At 35.1% G+C, this 16,959-nt stretch carries 16 protein-coding genes; 10 read left to right on the top strand and 6 right to left on the bottom strand.

Annotation, left to right across the window (positions count from 1 at the left end; translation table 11 throughout):
* Window positions 1-4: 4 nt before the first annotated feature.
* The 3 genes from dapB to IWX83_RS05585 all read left to right on the top strand — a co-directional run bounded on the left by dapB (window position 5) and on the right by IWX83_RS05585 (window position 3,028).
* Window positions 5-706, top strand: a complete 702-nt coding sequence (gene dapB / locus IWX83_RS05595; protein WP_196828235.1) for a 4-hydroxy-tetrahydrodipicolinate reductase — start codon at window positions 5-7, stop codon at window positions 704-706.
* 68 nt (window positions 707-774) lie between these two features.
* The gene (gene lepB, locus IWX83_RS05590; RefSeq protein WP_196828233.1) at window positions 775-2,328 is read left to right on the top strand and encodes a signal peptidase I; all 1,554 of its coding nucleotides are present in this window, start codon (window positions 775-777) and stop codon (window positions 2,326-2,328) included.
* Between the two features lie 73 nt (window positions 2,329-2,401).
* A complete protein-coding gene (locus tag IWX83_RS05585; protein ID WP_196828231.1) occupies window positions 2,402-3,028 on the top strand; it encodes a WbqC family protein in 627 nt (208 codons plus the stop codon).
* Window positions 3,029-3,043: 15 nt separating this feature from the next.
* Here the strand turns inward: IWX83_RS05585 and IWX83_RS05580 are convergent, their stop codons facing one another.
* From IWX83_RS05580 to IWX83_RS05555, 6 genes are all read right to left on the bottom strand, one after another.
* Complete coding sequence (locus IWX83_RS05580; protein WP_073350702.1) at window positions 3,044-4,090, bottom strand: endonuclease/exonuclease/phosphatase family protein; 1,047 nt, start codon at window positions 4,088-4,090, stop codon at window positions 3,044-3,046.
* 174 nt (window positions 4,091-4,264) lie between these two features.
* On the bottom strand, window positions 4,265-5,134 hold the full coding sequence (locus IWX83_RS05575) for a rhomboid family intramembrane serine protease (protein ID WP_073350699.1): 870 nt from the start codon (window positions 5,132-5,134) through the stop codon (window positions 4,265-4,267).
* 60 nt (window positions 5,135-5,194) lie between these two features.
* The gene (locus tag IWX83_RS05570) at window positions 5,195-5,941 is read right to left on the bottom strand and encodes a rhomboid family intramembrane serine protease (RefSeq protein WP_073350697.1); all 747 of its coding nucleotides are present in this window, start codon (window positions 5,939-5,941) and stop codon (window positions 5,195-5,197) included.
* Entirely contained in the window at window positions 5,938-7,779 is a 1,842-nt protein-coding gene (mutL, locus tag IWX83_RS05565) for a DNA mismatch repair endonuclease MutL (RefSeq protein ID WP_196828229.1), read from the bottom strand. The genes IWX83_RS05570 and mutL overlap by 4 nt, the downstream gene beginning before the upstream one ends.
* Before the next feature lie 187 nt (window positions 7,780-7,966).
* Complete coding sequence (gene ribH / locus IWX83_RS05560) at window positions 7,967-8,542, bottom strand: 6,7-dimethyl-8-ribityllumazine synthase (protein WP_196828227.1); 576 nt, start codon at window positions 8,540-8,542, stop codon at window positions 7,967-7,969.
* A 105-nt stretch (window positions 8,543-8,647) separates the two neighbouring features.
* Entirely contained in the window at window positions 8,648-9,424 is a 777-nt protein-coding gene (locus IWX83_RS05555; RefSeq protein ID WP_196828225.1) for a tol-pal system YbgF family protein, read from the bottom strand.
* Between the two features lie 231 nt (window positions 9,425-9,655).
* Here IWX83_RS05555 and IWX83_RS05550 point away from each other — a divergent pair, with 231 nt between their 5' ends.
* The 7 genes from IWX83_RS05550 (at window position 9,656) to IWX83_RS05520 (ending at window position 16,860) form a co-directional block, all read left to right on the top strand.
* A complete protein-coding gene (locus IWX83_RS05550) occupies window positions 9,656-10,735 on the top strand; it encodes a DNA replication/repair protein RecF (RefSeq protein WP_073350689.1) in 1,080 nt (359 codons plus the stop codon).
* 77 nt (window positions 10,736-10,812) lie between these two features.
* The gene (locus IWX83_RS05545; protein ID WP_196828223.1) at window positions 10,813-11,511 is read left to right on the top strand and encodes a thioredoxin domain-containing protein; all 699 of its coding nucleotides are present in this window, start codon (window positions 10,813-10,815) and stop codon (window positions 11,509-11,511) included.
* 6 nt (window positions 11,512-11,517) lie between these two features.
* A complete protein-coding gene (locus tag IWX83_RS05540) occupies window positions 11,518-12,189 on the top strand; it encodes a DUF2461 domain-containing protein (RefSeq protein ID WP_073350686.1) in 672 nt (223 codons plus the stop codon).
* 5 nt (window positions 12,190-12,194) lie between these two features.
* Window positions 12,195-13,262, top strand: coding sequence for a glycosyltransferase (locus IWX83_RS05535; RefSeq protein WP_196828221.1), 1,068 nt, complete (start codon window positions 12,195-12,197; stop codon window positions 13,260-13,262).
* 2 nt (window positions 13,263-13,264) lie between these two features.
* The gene (gene asnB, locus IWX83_RS05530; RefSeq protein WP_196828219.1) at window positions 13,265-15,112 is read left to right on the top strand and encodes an asparagine synthase (glutamine-hydrolyzing); all 1,848 of its coding nucleotides are present in this window, start codon (window positions 13,265-13,267) and stop codon (window positions 15,110-15,112) included.
* Between the two features lie 48 nt (window positions 15,113-15,160).
* Window positions 15,161-16,174, top strand: coding sequence for a UDP-N-acetylmuramate dehydrogenase (gene murB / locus IWX83_RS05525; RefSeq protein WP_196828217.1), 1,014 nt, complete (start codon window positions 15,161-15,163; stop codon window positions 16,172-16,174).
* Between the two features lie 71 nt (window positions 16,175-16,245).
* Complete coding sequence (locus tag IWX83_RS05520; protein ID WP_196828215.1) at window positions 16,246-16,860, top strand: FMN-binding negative transcriptional regulator; 615 nt, start codon at window positions 16,246-16,248, stop codon at window positions 16,858-16,860.
* The last annotated feature ends 99 nt before the right edge of the window (window positions 16,861-16,959 follow it).

The raw sequence follows: 16,959 nt of genomic DNA, 5'->3' as shown, positions 1-16,959 counted from the left end.
ACAAATGAAAATTGCGCTTTTAGGATACGGAAAAATGGGTCAGGTAATTGAGCGAATTGCACTGGAAAGAGGCCATGAAATTGTTTTGAAAAAAGAAGAAAACAACACTTTTGAGGGACTTTTTACAGCAGATGTAGCTATTGACTTTAGCGTTCCAACAGCTGCGGTGACCAATATTTCTGCTTGTTTTCATGCGAACGTACCTGTTATTTCCGGTACAACAGGCTGGCTGGAACAGTATGACGAAATGACCAAACTATGTGCCGCTACAAATGGCGGATTTATTTCTAGTTCGAACTTTAGTTTAGGTGTAAATATCTTCTTTGAAATCAACGAATATTTGGCTAAAATCATGTCAAAATTCGATAGTTATAAAGTCTCAATGGAAGAAATTCATCATACCCAAAAACTAGATGCACCTAGCGGTACAGCAATATCATTAGCCAAAGGAGTAATTGAAAATAGTTCCTATACCCACTGGACTTTAGAAACGCCAGATACTACGCAAATTCACATCGCAACCAAGCGCATTGGAACGGTACCAGGAACACACACGGTGACTTACGATTCAGCGGTAGACGCGATCGAAATAAAACATACTGCACACAATCGCGAAGGCTTTGCGCTTGGAGCAATTATTGCCGCAGAATGGATTGTGGGCAAACAAGGCGTTTTTACAATGAAAGATGTTTTAGAATTAAAATAAAATTATTCGGCTGTTTAAGCAAATTTTTAACGAGACAACCTTAAACTTTAAACTTTAAACAAAAAACTATGTCAGCATATCAATGGTTTATATTTTTCCTTATTCTACAAGTAGTACACTTTTTAGGAACATGGAAATTATACGAGAGCGCAGGAAGAAAACGATGGGAAGCCGCTATTCCGGTTTATAATGCCATTGTTTTAATGAAAATAATTGGGCGCCCTACTTGGTGGACCGTTTTATTATTCCTACCCATTATCAACCTAATTATTTTCCCAGTAATCTGGGTGGAAACGTTGCGTAGTTTTGGAAAACGATCTGGAGTAGACACTTTTTTAGGAATTGTTACACTTGGATTTTACATCTATTATGTAAATTATACTCAAAAATTAGAGTACGTAGCAGATAGAAGTTTGACCCCTCGAAATAAAACTGCAGACACAATTAGCTCGCTACTTTTTGCGGTGGTGGTTGCCACAATAGTACATACCTATTTAATTCAACCCTTCACCATTCCAACCTCGTCATTAGAAAAATCATTATTAGTAGGAGACTTTCTATTTGTAAGCAAGATGAATTATGGCGCCAGAGTCCCTATGACCACGATTGCTTTACCCATGGTGCATGACTCCATTCCTTTGACAAAAAATAAATCCTACCTGACCTATCCACAGTTGCCTTATATGAGATTGCCGGGTATTCAGAATATTGATCGCTCCGACATCGTTGTTTTCAACTGGCCTGTAGATACCGTATTTAAATTTTTTGATACTTCAAAAAGACGCGCTTACAAACCGGTTGATAAAAAATCGAATTATGTAAAAAGATGCATTGGAATTCCAGGTGACAACTTATCCATAAAAGACGGTGTCATTTATATCGATGGGAAACTATTGCAGTTACCAGAAAGAGCCAAACCGCAGTTTTCTTATAAAGTAGCTTTTGATGGAAAAACAGCAGTCAATCTTGAATATTTATTTAAAGATTTAGACATCACAGATCCTGCTTTTTTCACTGACGACACAAAAAGAGACACCTTGTTTTTGAGAGCTTTAACCGAAGCTGGAGCTCAGCGACTAAAAAACACACCTGGTATAACTGCTGTTGTTAGACAAATTTCTAACGACGTAGACAATGGTATTTTTCCCCACATCAACAAGTGGAATAGGGATAATTATGGTCCAATCTATATTCCAGAAAAAGGAAAGACAGTTCCGTTAACAACAGAAACATTACCGTTTTACAAGGCAATTATAAGTGATTATGAGAACAATGATTTGAAAGTTAACGGTTCAGAGATTCGAATAAATGGTCAAATTGCCACTAGTTATACTTTTGGACAAAATTATTACTGGATGATGGGAGACAACCGTCATAACTCTGAAGACAGCAGGTATTGGGGATTTGTTCCTGAAAATCACATTGTAGGGAAACCTGTTTTTATCTGGCTAAGCATTGACCCAAATGGAAAAGGACTAAATAAAATACGTTGGGACAGAGTTTTCACAACTGTTAGTGGTGAAGGTCAACCACAATCGTACTTTAAATTGTTTCTACTTGGTTTAGTACTCTTCTTTGTAGGAGAATATTTTTGGAAAAAAAGAAAAGCGAACAAAGGGTAAATAAAAATAGTTAAAGTTTAGGGTTTAAAGTGATACAACAACCTTACACTTTGAACCCTAAACACATAAACAAATGAACATTTTACTACATCCCACCTATTTCCCATCCGTAAGCCATTTTGCAGCAATGGTACAAGCAGACACGGTTACCTTTGAAATAGAGGATAATTTCCAGAAACAAACAAACCGAAATCGCACGTATATTTACAGTCCAAACGGGATTCAATTGCTAAATATCCCAATAAAACATTCGAAAGAAAGCCATCAAAAAACTAAAGATGTTAGAATTGAAAATGATTTTGACTGGCAAAAACAACATTTCAAATCCCTTGAAGCGGCGTACCGAAGTTCTCCTTTTTTTGAATTTTTCGAAGATGACATCCGACCAATTTTTGAAAAAAAACAAGAATTCTTGTTAGATTTAAATTTTGAAGCATTAACTATTGTTTTTAAATGCTTGCGTATGAAAATAGAGTACCACACGACGGCAGAATATTTTCATGACGCCGATACTCTTATAATTTCTGATTTTAGACCTTTGGTTAATGGAAAAAAAGACCTCTCGGTTTTTGACAAGTATACTCAAGTTTTTGATGACAAACACGGCTTTATCAATAACCTAAGTGTTTTAGACTTGCTTTTTAATGAAGGAAAATACGCGATGGATTATCTAAGAGAACAAAAACTGATTGTTCAATAGCATATACTATTAAAATTACTCATACGATAATCTAGCCATAATAGGAAAATGATCTGAGTTAATAAAATTAGAAAAACTTTCAAATTTTTTAACGGTCATCTTTTCGTCAGCAAAAATATAATCAATTCGAGCAGGGTAATACCTGAATTTATAAGTCTCCCCAAAACCCGTTCCTGCCTCTTCGAAGCCGTCCTTCATCTTGCCCTTGATGCTTCTGTACACGTATGAAAAGGCACTGTTATTCATATCACCACAAATGATAACTGGATAAATACATTTCATTTTATGTTCCTTGAACAGCTCTGCTTGCTGCTGCTGTTGCTTGAAAGCTTTACTTATTCTAATAAAAAGCTTTTGCGATTTTTGCTGATTGATAACATCGATATTTTCATCAATTTCATTCACGTCAGGAGATATTTTTATCGATTGCAAATGCATGTTATACACTCTAATAATATCTTTCCCTTTTTTAATGTCGGCAAAAACAACATTATTACTGGAATTAGGAAAAATAATATTTCCCTGATTCAGAATAGGAAATTTAGAAAAGATAGCTTGACCAGTTTTAATTTGATCCCCATCTGTAAAAATATAGCGATGCGGATACACTTTCAAATCAATATTTGCTGACGGTGAATATTCTTGTATACACAAGATATCCGGGTTCTTATCATTAATAAACGCTACTATATCCTCAGGTACATCATCTCGTTCAATCCATTTAAATACATTCAACAGGCGAACATTGTAACTCATTACAGTAAAATCTTTTTCTTCTTTGGAAAATTTTGGCTCCGAAAATTTATAAAATTTATTTATAAATGTGATTCCTAACAGTAAAACTAAGCCTGAGACAATCAATTGCTTTTTAAATTGAATCGCCCAATAGATAAAAAACAACGCATTAAAAATAAAGAAAAGAGGCATGAAAAGTGTCAAAACAGACAACAGGGGAAAAGATTTTGGCGCTAAAAAAGGCAAAACATACGCTACAAAGGTCACCAATACTAGCAAACTATTTAGAAGAAACATTCCTTTATTAAACCATGAAAGATTTTTCATTTTCTATCTTTTTTATTTTTACAAACAGCAAAAGTGGATTTCAAGCAAGTAAAAAAATTTAAACAATCTACTTCGGCAGCGCGTAAAAGAATTTCATTTTTGTCATTCTTTTTCTTTTAATATAACACTATCGGACGAGATGAAAGTCGGATTCTATTCACAAGCATTTATAAATTACTTTCCTACCTTGAATAAAAATTCTTTTTCCTCTTTCGTTAAACTATCATAACCGGACTGACTGATTTTATCCAAAATTTCATCAATTTGCTGTTGCGATTTATCTTTAGTAATTATTTTGGGAATACTTTTCTCTACTGGCTTGGTATAATTTTTATGCACCTTTTTAAATGGAGTTGTTTTGTTTTTTTGGAACAAATTTGCAAAAAAACCAAAAAAACGAGAAACACCCCTACTTAAATCGGTTCCATTTTGAAGCAATTTAATAAAAATAAACCCAAATAAGGCTCCTGAAAGATGAGAAATATGTCCGCCCATATTTTCAGAACGCAGTTGCACTAAATCGATGAAGATAATGACCGCCGTAACATGCCATAGCTTGACATTTCCAATTATTAACAAGCGAAGATCCATCAAAGGATGATACGTCGTAGTTGCCACCAAAATAGCCATTATAGCGGCAGAAGCTCCTACAATTGGCGCATTGATATTCAAAACATAGAACACAAGCATGTAGCATATTCCAGCAAAAATAGCACTCAACACATACAATCCAAGTAATTGTTTAGCCGTAAAATAGGTCATAAATAATCGCCCAGAAAAATTCAAAACAATCATATTAAAAACAATATGCATGATTCCACTATGAAAAAAGGCATACGAAAGCAACGACCAAGGTTTCCAAAGCAAATGAGCCGGATTAGAAGACAAACTCACAAATTGAAGATAATCAATAGGAAAACCCAACAGCGATAGAAGAGCGAAGAACAACCATGGAAAAACAAATAAAGCTACGTTCCAAAGGATTAACTTGGTTACTATTCCTCCTATATTGTATTGTAATTTCAGGTCGTCAATAATATTCATAAGCTAAGTGGGAATTAAGATCTGATAGTTGCGTCGTCTAATTTAAAAAATTTTGAACTTCTAATTCCAACGATTTTTATTAAATTGATTTTTCTTCCAATACCACATAATTAGAAAACCGAACAAAGCACCACCGACGTGAGCAAAATGGGCAATTCCTCCACCTCCAAATATAGATTTTCCAGAAATTCCTAAGTACAAATCGACTAAGACGATACCTGGAACAAAATACTTCGCTTTTATTGGAACAGGAATGAACATCAGTGCCAATTCAGCATTCGGAAACATAAAAGCAAATGCTACGATCGTTCCATAAATAGCTCCCGATGCACCAACAGCTGTTCCCAAATAGGCACTAGTAAAATTTTGAAAATCAGATACCGACAAAATCTCCTGCCATCTTGTGTTAATTTTACCTTCATTCAAAATCTGCAAGATCTCCTGTTTTTGAAAACCATTGGCAATCAGTGTATTCAAATTATCCTGAAAAAAGTAATAATTCACTCCCGTATGCATTAAGGCCGCACCTAAACCACAGGAAATGTAGAAAAACAAGAATTTTTTACTTCCCCATACCTGCTCTAAAGCCGATCCAAAGGAATACAGCGCAAACATATTGAAGAAAATATGCATAAATCCACCGTGCATAAACATGTGTGATATCGGTTGCCATAATTGAAAACTAGGGTTTTCAGGAAAGTACAATGCCAATATCTTATATGCTGGCTCTTTTATAATTAGTGTACCTACAAAAAACAATACGTTAATAATAATTAATTGTTTTACGGTCTCCGTTACGTTTCTCATAATGCAAATTTTTTATCTAGATCTTCCACACGCATCGTGATGAAAGTGGGTTTATGAAATGGGGAAACATTGGGGTCTTTACAGGCAAAAAGTCCATTAACCAAGTTTTCCTGTTCTTTTTCTGTAAGGTGTGTTCCTGTTTTTACGGCTAAACTTTTGGCCATGGATTTAGCAATTGTATCACTTTGACTGAAACTACTTTCTGGAATTCCATCCTGTAAATCTCCTAATAATTGCTCTAAAACAAGGGATACTTCGCTTTCTGTAACATTTACAGGTATTCCTGAAATGACAATATGATCGGTAGTATTCCCTTCAAATACGAATCCAGTATTTTTTAATGACACTTGCAAATCCTGAATAAGTTCCATTTCACTACTAGAGAAGAACAAATTAAGGGGAAACAACAACTGCTGACTTGATGCCTGATGCACTGTCATATTTACCAGAAATTGCTCATACAGAACACGTTGATGTGCCCGTTGCTGATCTACAATTACCATTCCTGACTTTATCGATGAAACGATGTATTTTTTATGAATTTGATACGTTTTATGAATTGAATGTTCTATGTCTTCATCATTGAATAAAGACGAAGTCATCTCTTCATTTTCAAAGGTAATGTGGGCTATATCGTCTGTATCTTGTTTTAATCCTACGTATAAACTTTCCCAGTTCGCTGTTGGTTCTGGTTTTCTATAACTTGAAAATTGCTTGCTGGGTTTAGCCTCCGAAAACGGATTAAAATTACCATCCACCTGAATCGTTGGTGTAGCACCTTCTAAATCTTTATAATGATAAGGGGTATCCAAATTAGAATCGCGATCAAAATCTAAAACTGGAGCAACATTAAACTGCCCTAAACCATGTTTTATAGAAGCTCTCAAAATAGCATACAAAGCCTGCTCATCATCAAACTTAATTTCCGTTTTAGTAGGATGAATGTTGATATCAATCGTGTTTGGAGGCACTGATAAATTTAAAAAATAACTAGGCTGTGCACCGTCTTTCAAAATTCCGTCATAAGCCGCCATCACCGCATGATGCAAATAACCACTTTTTATAAAACGATCATTGACAAAGAAAAACTGTTCTCCTCTATTTTTTTTGGCAAATTCAGGTTTACTGACAAATCCTTGAATCGCTACGATTTCTGTTTCTTCCTGAACTGGTATTAATTTCTCATTGGTTTTACCCGAAAAAATAGTAACGATTCGTTGACGCAAAGTCGAGGGTGGCAAATTGAACATTTCACTCCCGTTGTGATACAACGTAAAATGTATTTTTGGGTGTGCCAAAGCAACACGCTGAAATTCATCAACAACATGACGGTATTCCACCGTATCGGATTTTAGGAAATTGCGCCTTGCTGGAATATTAAAAAACAAATTTTTAACAGCGAACGATGTTCCTTTTGGCAAAACTGCCGCCTCTTGCGACACAAACTTACTACCTTCAATAATGATATGCACTCCTAATTCTTCTTGCTCTTGCTTGGTTTTCATTTCAACATGAGCAATCGCTGCGATAGAAGCCAATGCTTCTCCGCGAAACCCTTTAGTGTGCAACGAAAATAGATCTTCGGCATGACGAATCTTTGACGTGGCATGCCGTTCAAAACACAACCGTGCATCAGTAACGCTCATTCCTAAACCATTATCGATTACTTGCACCAGTGCTTTTCCTGCATCTTTAATAATTAATTTGATATCCGTTGCCTTAGCATCCACTGCATTTTCAAGCAGTTCTTTAACCACCGAAGCGGGTCTTTGAACCACTTCTCCAGCAGCAATTTGATTGGCAACATGATCAGGAAGTAATTGAATTATACTCGACATTAAAAAAATTAGGTTAAAAGTTTAACCCTTCGACTGCGCTCAGGGTGACTATAGTTTACTAAAAAACCAAGAAGCACAAATTTAATGAATTTCTACTGGGAATACGGGCATATTTAATCATAAAAAAAACAAAAAACCTATACTATTTAGGAGACAGTATAGGTTAAATAATTAAGTTTTTTGTAGATTATTCCTTCAGTTCAAAAGGTTTCCCTTCTTCAATTTGAATGGCTCCTGAAGACAATAAATGTTGATTGTCTATTTGATGTGATAATGAAGCTTGTTGGCGAATATAGGCCATTTTTATAGCCGCAATAGCCGCTTCAGTACCTTTATTCCCGTGAATTCCTCCACTCCTATCAATGGATTGTTGCATGGTATTATCCGTTAAAACACAAAAGATAACTGGAATATCCGTTTGAACATTCAAATCTTTAATTCCTTGCGTTACCCCTTCGCATACAAAATCAAAATGCTTGGTCTGCCCTTGAATGACACATCCAATTGCAATTACAGCATCAACATTTTGCGTTTGCAACATTTTCTTTGATCCATAAATAAGTTCGAAACTACCAGGAACATTCCAGCGAATAATGTGCTGGGCTGGAACTTGGTTTTCTAAAAGGGCGTCAATTGCTCCTTTAAAAAGTCCTTCCGTTATAGTATCATTCCATTCTGCAACAACAATTCCAAAACGAAAATCTTTCGCATTTGGAACTGAATTTTTATCGTAATCCGATAAATTTTTATTTACGGTAGCCATTTGATTGTAGTTTTATGATTCTAGATTTTTAATTTCAGATTATAAAGATAGAATTTTGAAATCAAAAATCGACCATCTTGAATCATCAATCTTAATTCACTTTTACTATTGTGCTAATCCCATTAAAACATCAACTGATGCCGCTTCTGGAGCAGCTTCATAGTTGTCTTTAATATCTGTAAAATATTTTAATGCATCTGCTTTATTCCCTAATGCCAAAGCTGTTTTACCAGCTTTCAATAAGAAACGAGGTGTTGTAAAATCATTTTTATTTGATTCAGCAGCTTTTACGTAATTTTCTAAAGCTTCTTTCGGTTGATTTTTTTGAGAATAAGCATCTCCTATTGCTCCTTTTGCCAAAGCTCCTAAAACAATATCGTCTGATTTAAATTTAGTAAGATAATCAATCGCTTCAGTATATTTTCCCGTATTCAAATACGCAATACCCGCATAATAATTGGCTAAATTTCCCGCATCGGTTCCAGAATATTCATCTGCAATTTTCAAAAATCCAAATTTACCTTCGGATCCATTCAACGACAATTTATACAAAGAATCACTAGCTACTCCATCGGTTGCTATTTGAAAATTTTGTTGTGCAACAAACATTTCATTAGCCGCTTCCTCTTGTTGTGGTGCAGCAATAAACCTTTGATACCCTAAATAACCAATAGTAAAAAGGGCAGCAGCGGCAACTAATCCAATAATAATTTTTTGATTTTTAGCAACCCAATCCTCCGTTATTGTAGCAGTTTCATCTAATTTTGAAAAAACTTCAGCAGTTGTGCTGTCTTTTTCATCAATAACCACAGCTTCAACTCCTTCTCCTTTTACTTCTTTTTCTTTTGGTGCTTTATATCCTCTTTTATTGTAAGTAGCCATTTATTTTTAATTTAGTGAATCGCAAAAATAAAATTTTTATTCAATCCCACACAAAAAATATGCTTTTATATTTAAAAAAAATATCCTACCCAATTCTTTCGTTCCAAAGGCGAAATAAATACCATAGAAAAAAGAGAAAAGTCCTTTATATCGATATTTTTCGATAATTTGCACCCTCTTTATAACAGCTGTTCAAAAACAGCAAAGTTCTCAATACCAGCAAGCCTTAACATGTATTTAAAAAAGATTTCATTATTCAATTATAAGAACTTTTCAGAAGCAAATTTCGATTTTGACAGCAAAATAAACTGTTTTGTGGGTAAAAACGGTATTGGAAAAACAAATGTACTGGATGCAATCTACCATTTGGCGTACGGAAAAAGCTATTTTAATCCATTAGCTGTCCAAAATATTAAACATGGCGAGGAATTTTTTGTAATTGATGCTGAATTTGAAAAAAAAGACAGAACGGAACAAATCGTTTGCAGCTTAAAAAAAGGCCAAAAAAAAATATTAAAGCGCAATGGAAAAGCGTACGATAAATTTTCAGATCATATTGGCTTTATTCCTTTGGTTATTATCTCTCCTGCGGACAGGGATTTAATTGTAGAAGGCAGCGAAACTAGGCGGAAATTCATGGACAGCGTCATTTCGCAATTGGATTCGGCTTATTTGCAACAACTCATTCAATACCAGAAGGTCATGAGCCAGCGCAATGCCTTGCTAAAATACTTTGCGTTGAATCATGTTTTTGACACCGATACGCTATCTATATATAATGAGCAACTCCATGGTTTTGCCCAATCTATTTTCGAAAAAAGAAAAGAATTTATCGAAGATTTCATACCTATTTTTAACAGGCATCATCAAGCCATAACGGGTTCTCAAGAAACCGTACAATTGGTTTACGAAAGTCACTTATTTGAAAAGGATTTGTTGACACTTTTGCAAGAAAACAGCAATAAAGACAGGGCTTTACAATACACTAGTGTAGGAATACATAAAGATGATTTAGCCTTTGAAATTGATCACCATCCGATAAAGAAATTTGGATCACAAGGACAACAAAAATCATATCTAATCGCTTTAAAATTAGCCCAATTTGAATTTTTAAAGAAGCAAAGTGGCGTAAAACCGATCCTTCTTTTTGATGACATCTTTGATAAGCTAGATGAAAGTCGGGTTGCTAAAATTATCGAAATGGTCCACAGCGCTACTTTTGGACAACTCTTTATTTCCGACACGCATCCAGAACGAACCGAAGCGATTCTAAAATCGACACATCAGACGTATCGAATTTTTAACTTATAACTTTTATTTAGCACTTTATTGAGTTCGAAAATTTAAAAATTACCTAATTTAGCTTATTACATTTAAAAAAAACAGCAATGAAATACAATCCAATACTAGTGCTACTCCTCTCTTTTGTAATGCTATCGTGTAACGGTCAATCCTCAAAGTACAGTAAATCGATCGACGCGAAAGCTTTTTCTGAAAAAATAGCAGCAACACCAAATCCACAAATTCTCGACGTAAGAACTCCAGAGGAATTTGCCTCAGATCATATCGACAAGGCTATAAATATAAATTGGCTAGGAGACAGTTTTGTTGTGGACAGTAAAAAACTAGACAAAACAAAGCCTCTTTTTGTGTATTGCAAAAGCGGAGCAAGAAGTCAAAGCGCGATTCAAAAATTAGAAAAACTAGGCTTTACAAACCTATACCAATTACAAGGAGGAATCCTAAAATGGGATGCTGCGGGATTTTCTAAGCCAACTGACAAAATTAGCGGAATGACGGTGCAGGAATACAATAACTTAGTACGCTCTGATAAAAAAGTATTGATTGATTTTTACGCCGAGTGGTGTGCGCCTTGCAAAAAAATGAAACCCTTCCTTTTAAAAATGGAAAAAGAATTGGCAGATAAAGTAACCATCATTCGCTTGGATGCCGATAAGAACAAAACCTTGATGACCGAAATGAAAATAAGTGAGATTCCCACGCTACTATTGTACGATAATGCGACAGTAAAATGGAGACAATCTGGTTTTGTAAGTGAAGAAGAATTAAGAAAACAAATACAATAGCTCAAAATGCTTTCAAAAGAAACCCTACAATTTCTAGATGATTTAAAAGCCAACAACCATCGAGATTGGTTTTTGGAAAACAAAAAACGATACGAATCTTTCAAAAACGATTACCAACAATTAGTTGCTGATTTCCTAGACGCCATGAAACCGCTTGATCCTTCACTAGAAATGTTGGAGGTCAAAAATTGTACTTTTCGAATCAATCGTGACATTCGGTTTTCCAAAGACAAGACGCCCTATAAAACTCATTTAGGAGTCTGGCTTTCCTCCGGTGCCAAAGGGCTGAATCGTTCCGGTTATTATATCCACTTAGAAAAAGGAGCTAGTTTTATTGCTGGTGGATTGTACTGTCCTGAAGCAGATGACCTAAAAAAAATGCGGAAAGAAATTGCCTTTTTCTATGATGATTTAGAAGCCATTCTTGACGAGAGAAATTTTAAAAAAGAGTTTAAGGATTTTGATAGAAATGAAAAGAACATGCTAAAAAATCCACCTAGAGGTTATGAAAAAGAACACCCAGCAATTGAATTGTTAAAATTAAAAAGCTTTGAGTCTTCGCAAAAAATTGAGTTCTCCAGCGTTTCTAAAAAAGATTTTGTTGCGGTCATGAGTCATAAATTAATTGCACTAAAACCATTGAATGACTTTATAAATCGCGCTTTAACGTCGGAATAATTACAATGAAAAAAAAGAAAATACTTTTTCTTGGCGAATCCTATAGAGCCGATGCGATCACTTGGATGAACGGACTCAAGGAATTTGGCGATTTCGAAATTATTACTTGGGAATTAAAAACACCCAGCAATTGCCTCCATAATCGCATTTTAAGGATTTTCGAATTTCAATTCGCTATTTTTAAAATTAGAGAACTAATCAAATTACAGAAGCCTGACATGGTCATTGCAGAACGCACAACCAGCTATGGCTTCCTTGCAGCATTATCAGGAGTAAAACCGGTTGCAATAGCACAGCAAGGTAGAACTGATTTATGGCCAGAAACATCTCTCTCGTTACCATTAAAAAAAATTATTCAACATTATGCTTTTCAAAAAGCGGATTTAATACATGCTTGGGGACCTATTATGACCCTTTCTATGATCAAGGCAAAGGTAGACATGACTAAAGTTTTAGTGTTGCCAAAAGGAATTGATTTGACAAAGTTTGGAAACACGAACAAGGCAACACCCGAAAAAATTTGCGCTATTGTAACACGCTCTTTGCTGCCAGAATACCGCCATACCACTATTCTAAAAGCTTTTGAGATTTTAAACCAAAAAGGAATAGATTTCGAACTGACCGTTATAGGTGATGGAACTCAACTTCCGACTTTAAAAAGTTTAGCTAAAAAACTAAAGATCGATAAGAAAGTGAATTTTATGGGAAGAATTCCAAACACGGAGTTGCCCACGTTATTACAAAAATCAAATATTTACATCAGCATGCCAATAACGGAAGGCGTATCCGCCTCTTTATTTGAAGCTATGGCCTGCTATTGTTATCCTGTTGTAACAGACATACCGGGAAATCAAAGTTGGATTACCCATCGAGAAAACGGAGGACTCGTTGCCATTGACGATCATACAATACTAGCCAATGAATTAATTTGGTCTTTTGAAAACAAAGCGCATCGCGAGCAAGCCGTTAGTAAAAACAGAGCATTTGTGGAAGAAAATGCCAATTTCGAGATCAACATGAAGATTATTGCTCATAAATACCACGAATTAATCAACTATAATCTTCCCAACTAAATATGTGTGGAATTAACGGAATCTTGCATTTACAATCCCAGAAAAAAGTAGACGAACGCCTACTCATCAGGATGCGCGATTCGCTAGAACATCGCGGCCCTGATGACAAAGGTTTATTTATTGACAACAACATTGGTTTTGGACACAGACGATTGTCAATATTAGATGTTTCCAGCGCCGGCCATCAGCCCTATCTTTCGAATGATGGAAGATATGTGATGACCTATAATGGCGAAATCTATAACTATAAAGAATTTTATCCAGAGTTGAAGAGCAATGGATTTGACATTGAAACCACTTCAGATACGGAAGTTCTAATGAAATTGTTTGAGTTGCACGGCTTAAAAATGCTGCACCGCCTCAATGGAATGTTTGCCTTTGCGATTTGGGATAAATTAGAAAAAAAGCTACTTGTTGCCCGAGATCGAATGGGTGTAAAACCCTTGTACTATTCTTTTTATAACGAAACTTTTTATTTTGCATCGGAGCAAAAAGCAGTGTTTACCGCAGGAGTTCCGCTAAAAATGGCACATGAAGGGCTAGAAGAATATATATTTAATCGATTTGTAGCCGGTGAAAACACACTTTACCAAAACGTAAAAAAAGTATTGCCCGGACATATAATGACCCTACACGAAGGCGGAAAAGTTACAACCGAAAAATGGTGGGATTTGAAAAAGGAAATACAGAACCAGCCTAAAATTAAAAATCCTGTAGAATGGTTTCGAGAAACATTTGATGATTCTATAAAAATGAGAATGGTAAGTGACGTCCCTGTCGGTGTTTTGCTAAGTGGCGGACTGGACTCCTCCTCTGTTTTAGCTTCCCTACACCACCAAAATTACAAAGACATTCAAACCTTTAATATCGGTTTTAAAGAAAAGGAACATAACGAATCGCACTTAGCCAAAATGATGGCTGAGAAATTTGATTATGGCTTTCACACCATGCAATTAGAAGATCAAAATCTTTATGATCAATTGTTAAGTGCCACTTATTTTCAGGATGAACCTATTATGCATTTAAGTGAACCACATCTTTTAGCGCTGTCGAAAATGGCAAAACCATCAGTAAAAGTTTTGCTTTCTGGCGAAGGTGCTGATGAATTAATGGGTGGATACGTGCGCTACAAAGCTTTGAAATATCCCTCCTTATTAAATTCAATTGCAACAATTGGTGCTTTGGATCTTTTTAACAAACAACCTCGTTATGATAAGCTAACGCGTTATGCGCAAATTAGTAAAAAATCGGAATTGGTCATTTTTAATGGTTCCAATATCTATCCAAAAGATATCGCGGAAGTTTATGGAATTAATGCAATTCCAAAAAATGAATATAGGAAACAAATTTATAAAGAAGCAAAATCATTGTACCCAGACAATTTACGAAGACAGGCGCTTTATTTTGATCAACACACTTACTTGTGCTCACTATTAGATCGAAATGACCGCTGCACAATGGGCGCTTCTATTGAATGCAGAGAACCCTTTTTAGACACAAGACTAGTTGTTGGCTTGGGCTCTTTAGATGACAAATGGTTATTTGCTGGAAAAAAATGGAAATTCATCCTCAAAAAGGCAATGCAAGAGCGTCTGCCAAATGAAATTCTGAAATTTAAAAAAGTTGGCTTAAGTGCGCCTTGGGGAGATTATATTACAAAAAGTAACGCTTTTAAAGAAGAATTAGAATCATTTTCGAAAAGTGAACTTTTTCAAATGCCATATTTTGAACACATCAACATCCAAAAACTTGTACTGAATTTACAAAAAGGAGATAACCTAATGACACCGTACATTATGCCGTTATTTATGATGCATATCTGGATGAAATCCTATGCAGCTAAATTTTAATTCTTACTTTTGATAAAGAATATATAATTCAAATACGCCCTTTCGTTTATGGAAATACAAGCTAATTTCTCTCTAAGAAAACTCAATACTTTTGGCATTGAAGCCAAGGCCAAACAGTTCGTTGCCGTGCATTCTGTGCAAGATTTAGAAACTATTTTAATTGAAAATAAATCACAGAAAAAATTTATTTTGGGTGGAGGCAGCAACATGCTTTTGACCCAAGATATTGAAGCATTAGTGATTCATATCGATTTAAAAGGTAAAAAAATTATAGAAGAAAGTGAAGATTTTGTCTGGGTCGAAAGTCAGGCTGGCGAAAGCTGGCATGAATTTGTGCTTTGGACCATCGATCAAAATTTTGGTGGTTTAGAAAACATGTCACTTATCCCCGGAAATGTGGGAACTACACCGGTACAAAACATTGGTGCTTATGGAACTGAAATCAAAGATACTTTTATTTCTTGTGAAGCAATGACAATAGAAAATCAGAAAATGAAAACGTTCACAAAGGACGAATGTCATTTTGGATACCGAGAAAGTGTTTTCAAAAACGAAGTAAAAAACCAATACATCATCACCTCAGTTATTTTTAAACTGACAAAAACAAATCATAAAATCAATACCTCTTATGGAGATATTACGGCTGAGTTAGCTAAAAACAACATTACTAACCCTACTTTAAAGGAGGTCAGCAATGCTGTAATTGCTATCCGACAAAGTAAATTACCAGACCCAAAAGAATTGGGAAACAGCGGTAGTTTCTTTAAAAATCCGATTCTGTTGAAATCTGATTTCGAAAAAATTCATCAGCAATTCCCTGAAATGAAATATTTTGATATTTCTGAAACCGAAGTAAAAGTTCCTGCGGGATGGCTGATTGAGCAAGCGGGTTTTAAAGGAAAACGTTTTGGCGACGCCGGAATCCACAAAAATCAGGCTTTGGTTTTAGTAAATTATGGCAATGCGACAGGACAGGAAATTTTGAATGTTTCAAAGGATATTCAGGAAACCGTTTTTAACATATTTGGTATCCACATCGAGGCCGAAGTAAATGTGATTTAGAGTTTAAACTTAGAAGTGGCAAATTCGAGTACAACAAATGAAAAATTTAAATTCGTTAATCTAAAATCACAATGTACACTCCAGAAATCTACAAAAATGAGAATCAAGAAGAAATCAAAAAATTTCTTCAAGAAAATAGCTTTGGTATTTTAATCAATCAAAGCAACGGAAAATTGTGCGCCATACACATTCCTTTAGAATTGGAGATTAATAAAGAAGGTGAAGATATTTTGTATGGACACATTTCTAAAGAAAATCCACAATGGAAAGGATTTACTGATAACGACCAAGTCTTAGCCGTATTTTCAGGACCTCATAGTTATATTTCTTCCTCTTGGTACAATCATGAAAATGTGCCAACATGGAATTATATTGCTGTTCATGTATATGGAAAAATAAAAATTATTGAAGGAGAAGGCGTAGTCGAATCCTTGAAGAAACTAGTTGATAAATACGAACAAAACTCTAAAAAACCGATTCGAATAGAAGATTTATCTCAGAAAACCATGCTACAAAGTCGGGGTATTGTCGCTTTTGAAATTGAAATAACTGAAATCCAAGCTACGAGAAAAATGTCACAAAATCGAGATGACACGAATTATCAAAATATTATTACCGAGTTAGAAAAAATAAATACAGATCAGTCCATCGCTACCGCAAAAGAGATGAAGAAATGCCCAATATAAATTCTTTCGAAATTCACAGATTGTATTTAACATTTCACAATTCTATTCATACCTTTGCATTCTACCGAAAAGTCGGGTATTAAAAACTCATTAAACTCA

Origin of the sequence: Flavobacterium sp. CG_9.1 (assembly GCF_015751645.1) — a bacterium.
In the GTDB taxonomy this organism is placed as follows: domain Bacteria; phylum Bacteroidota; class Bacteroidia; order Flavobacteriales; family Flavobacteriaceae; genus Flavobacterium; species Flavobacterium xanthum.
This window is presented reverse-complemented; position numbering and strand designations above follow the sequence as displayed.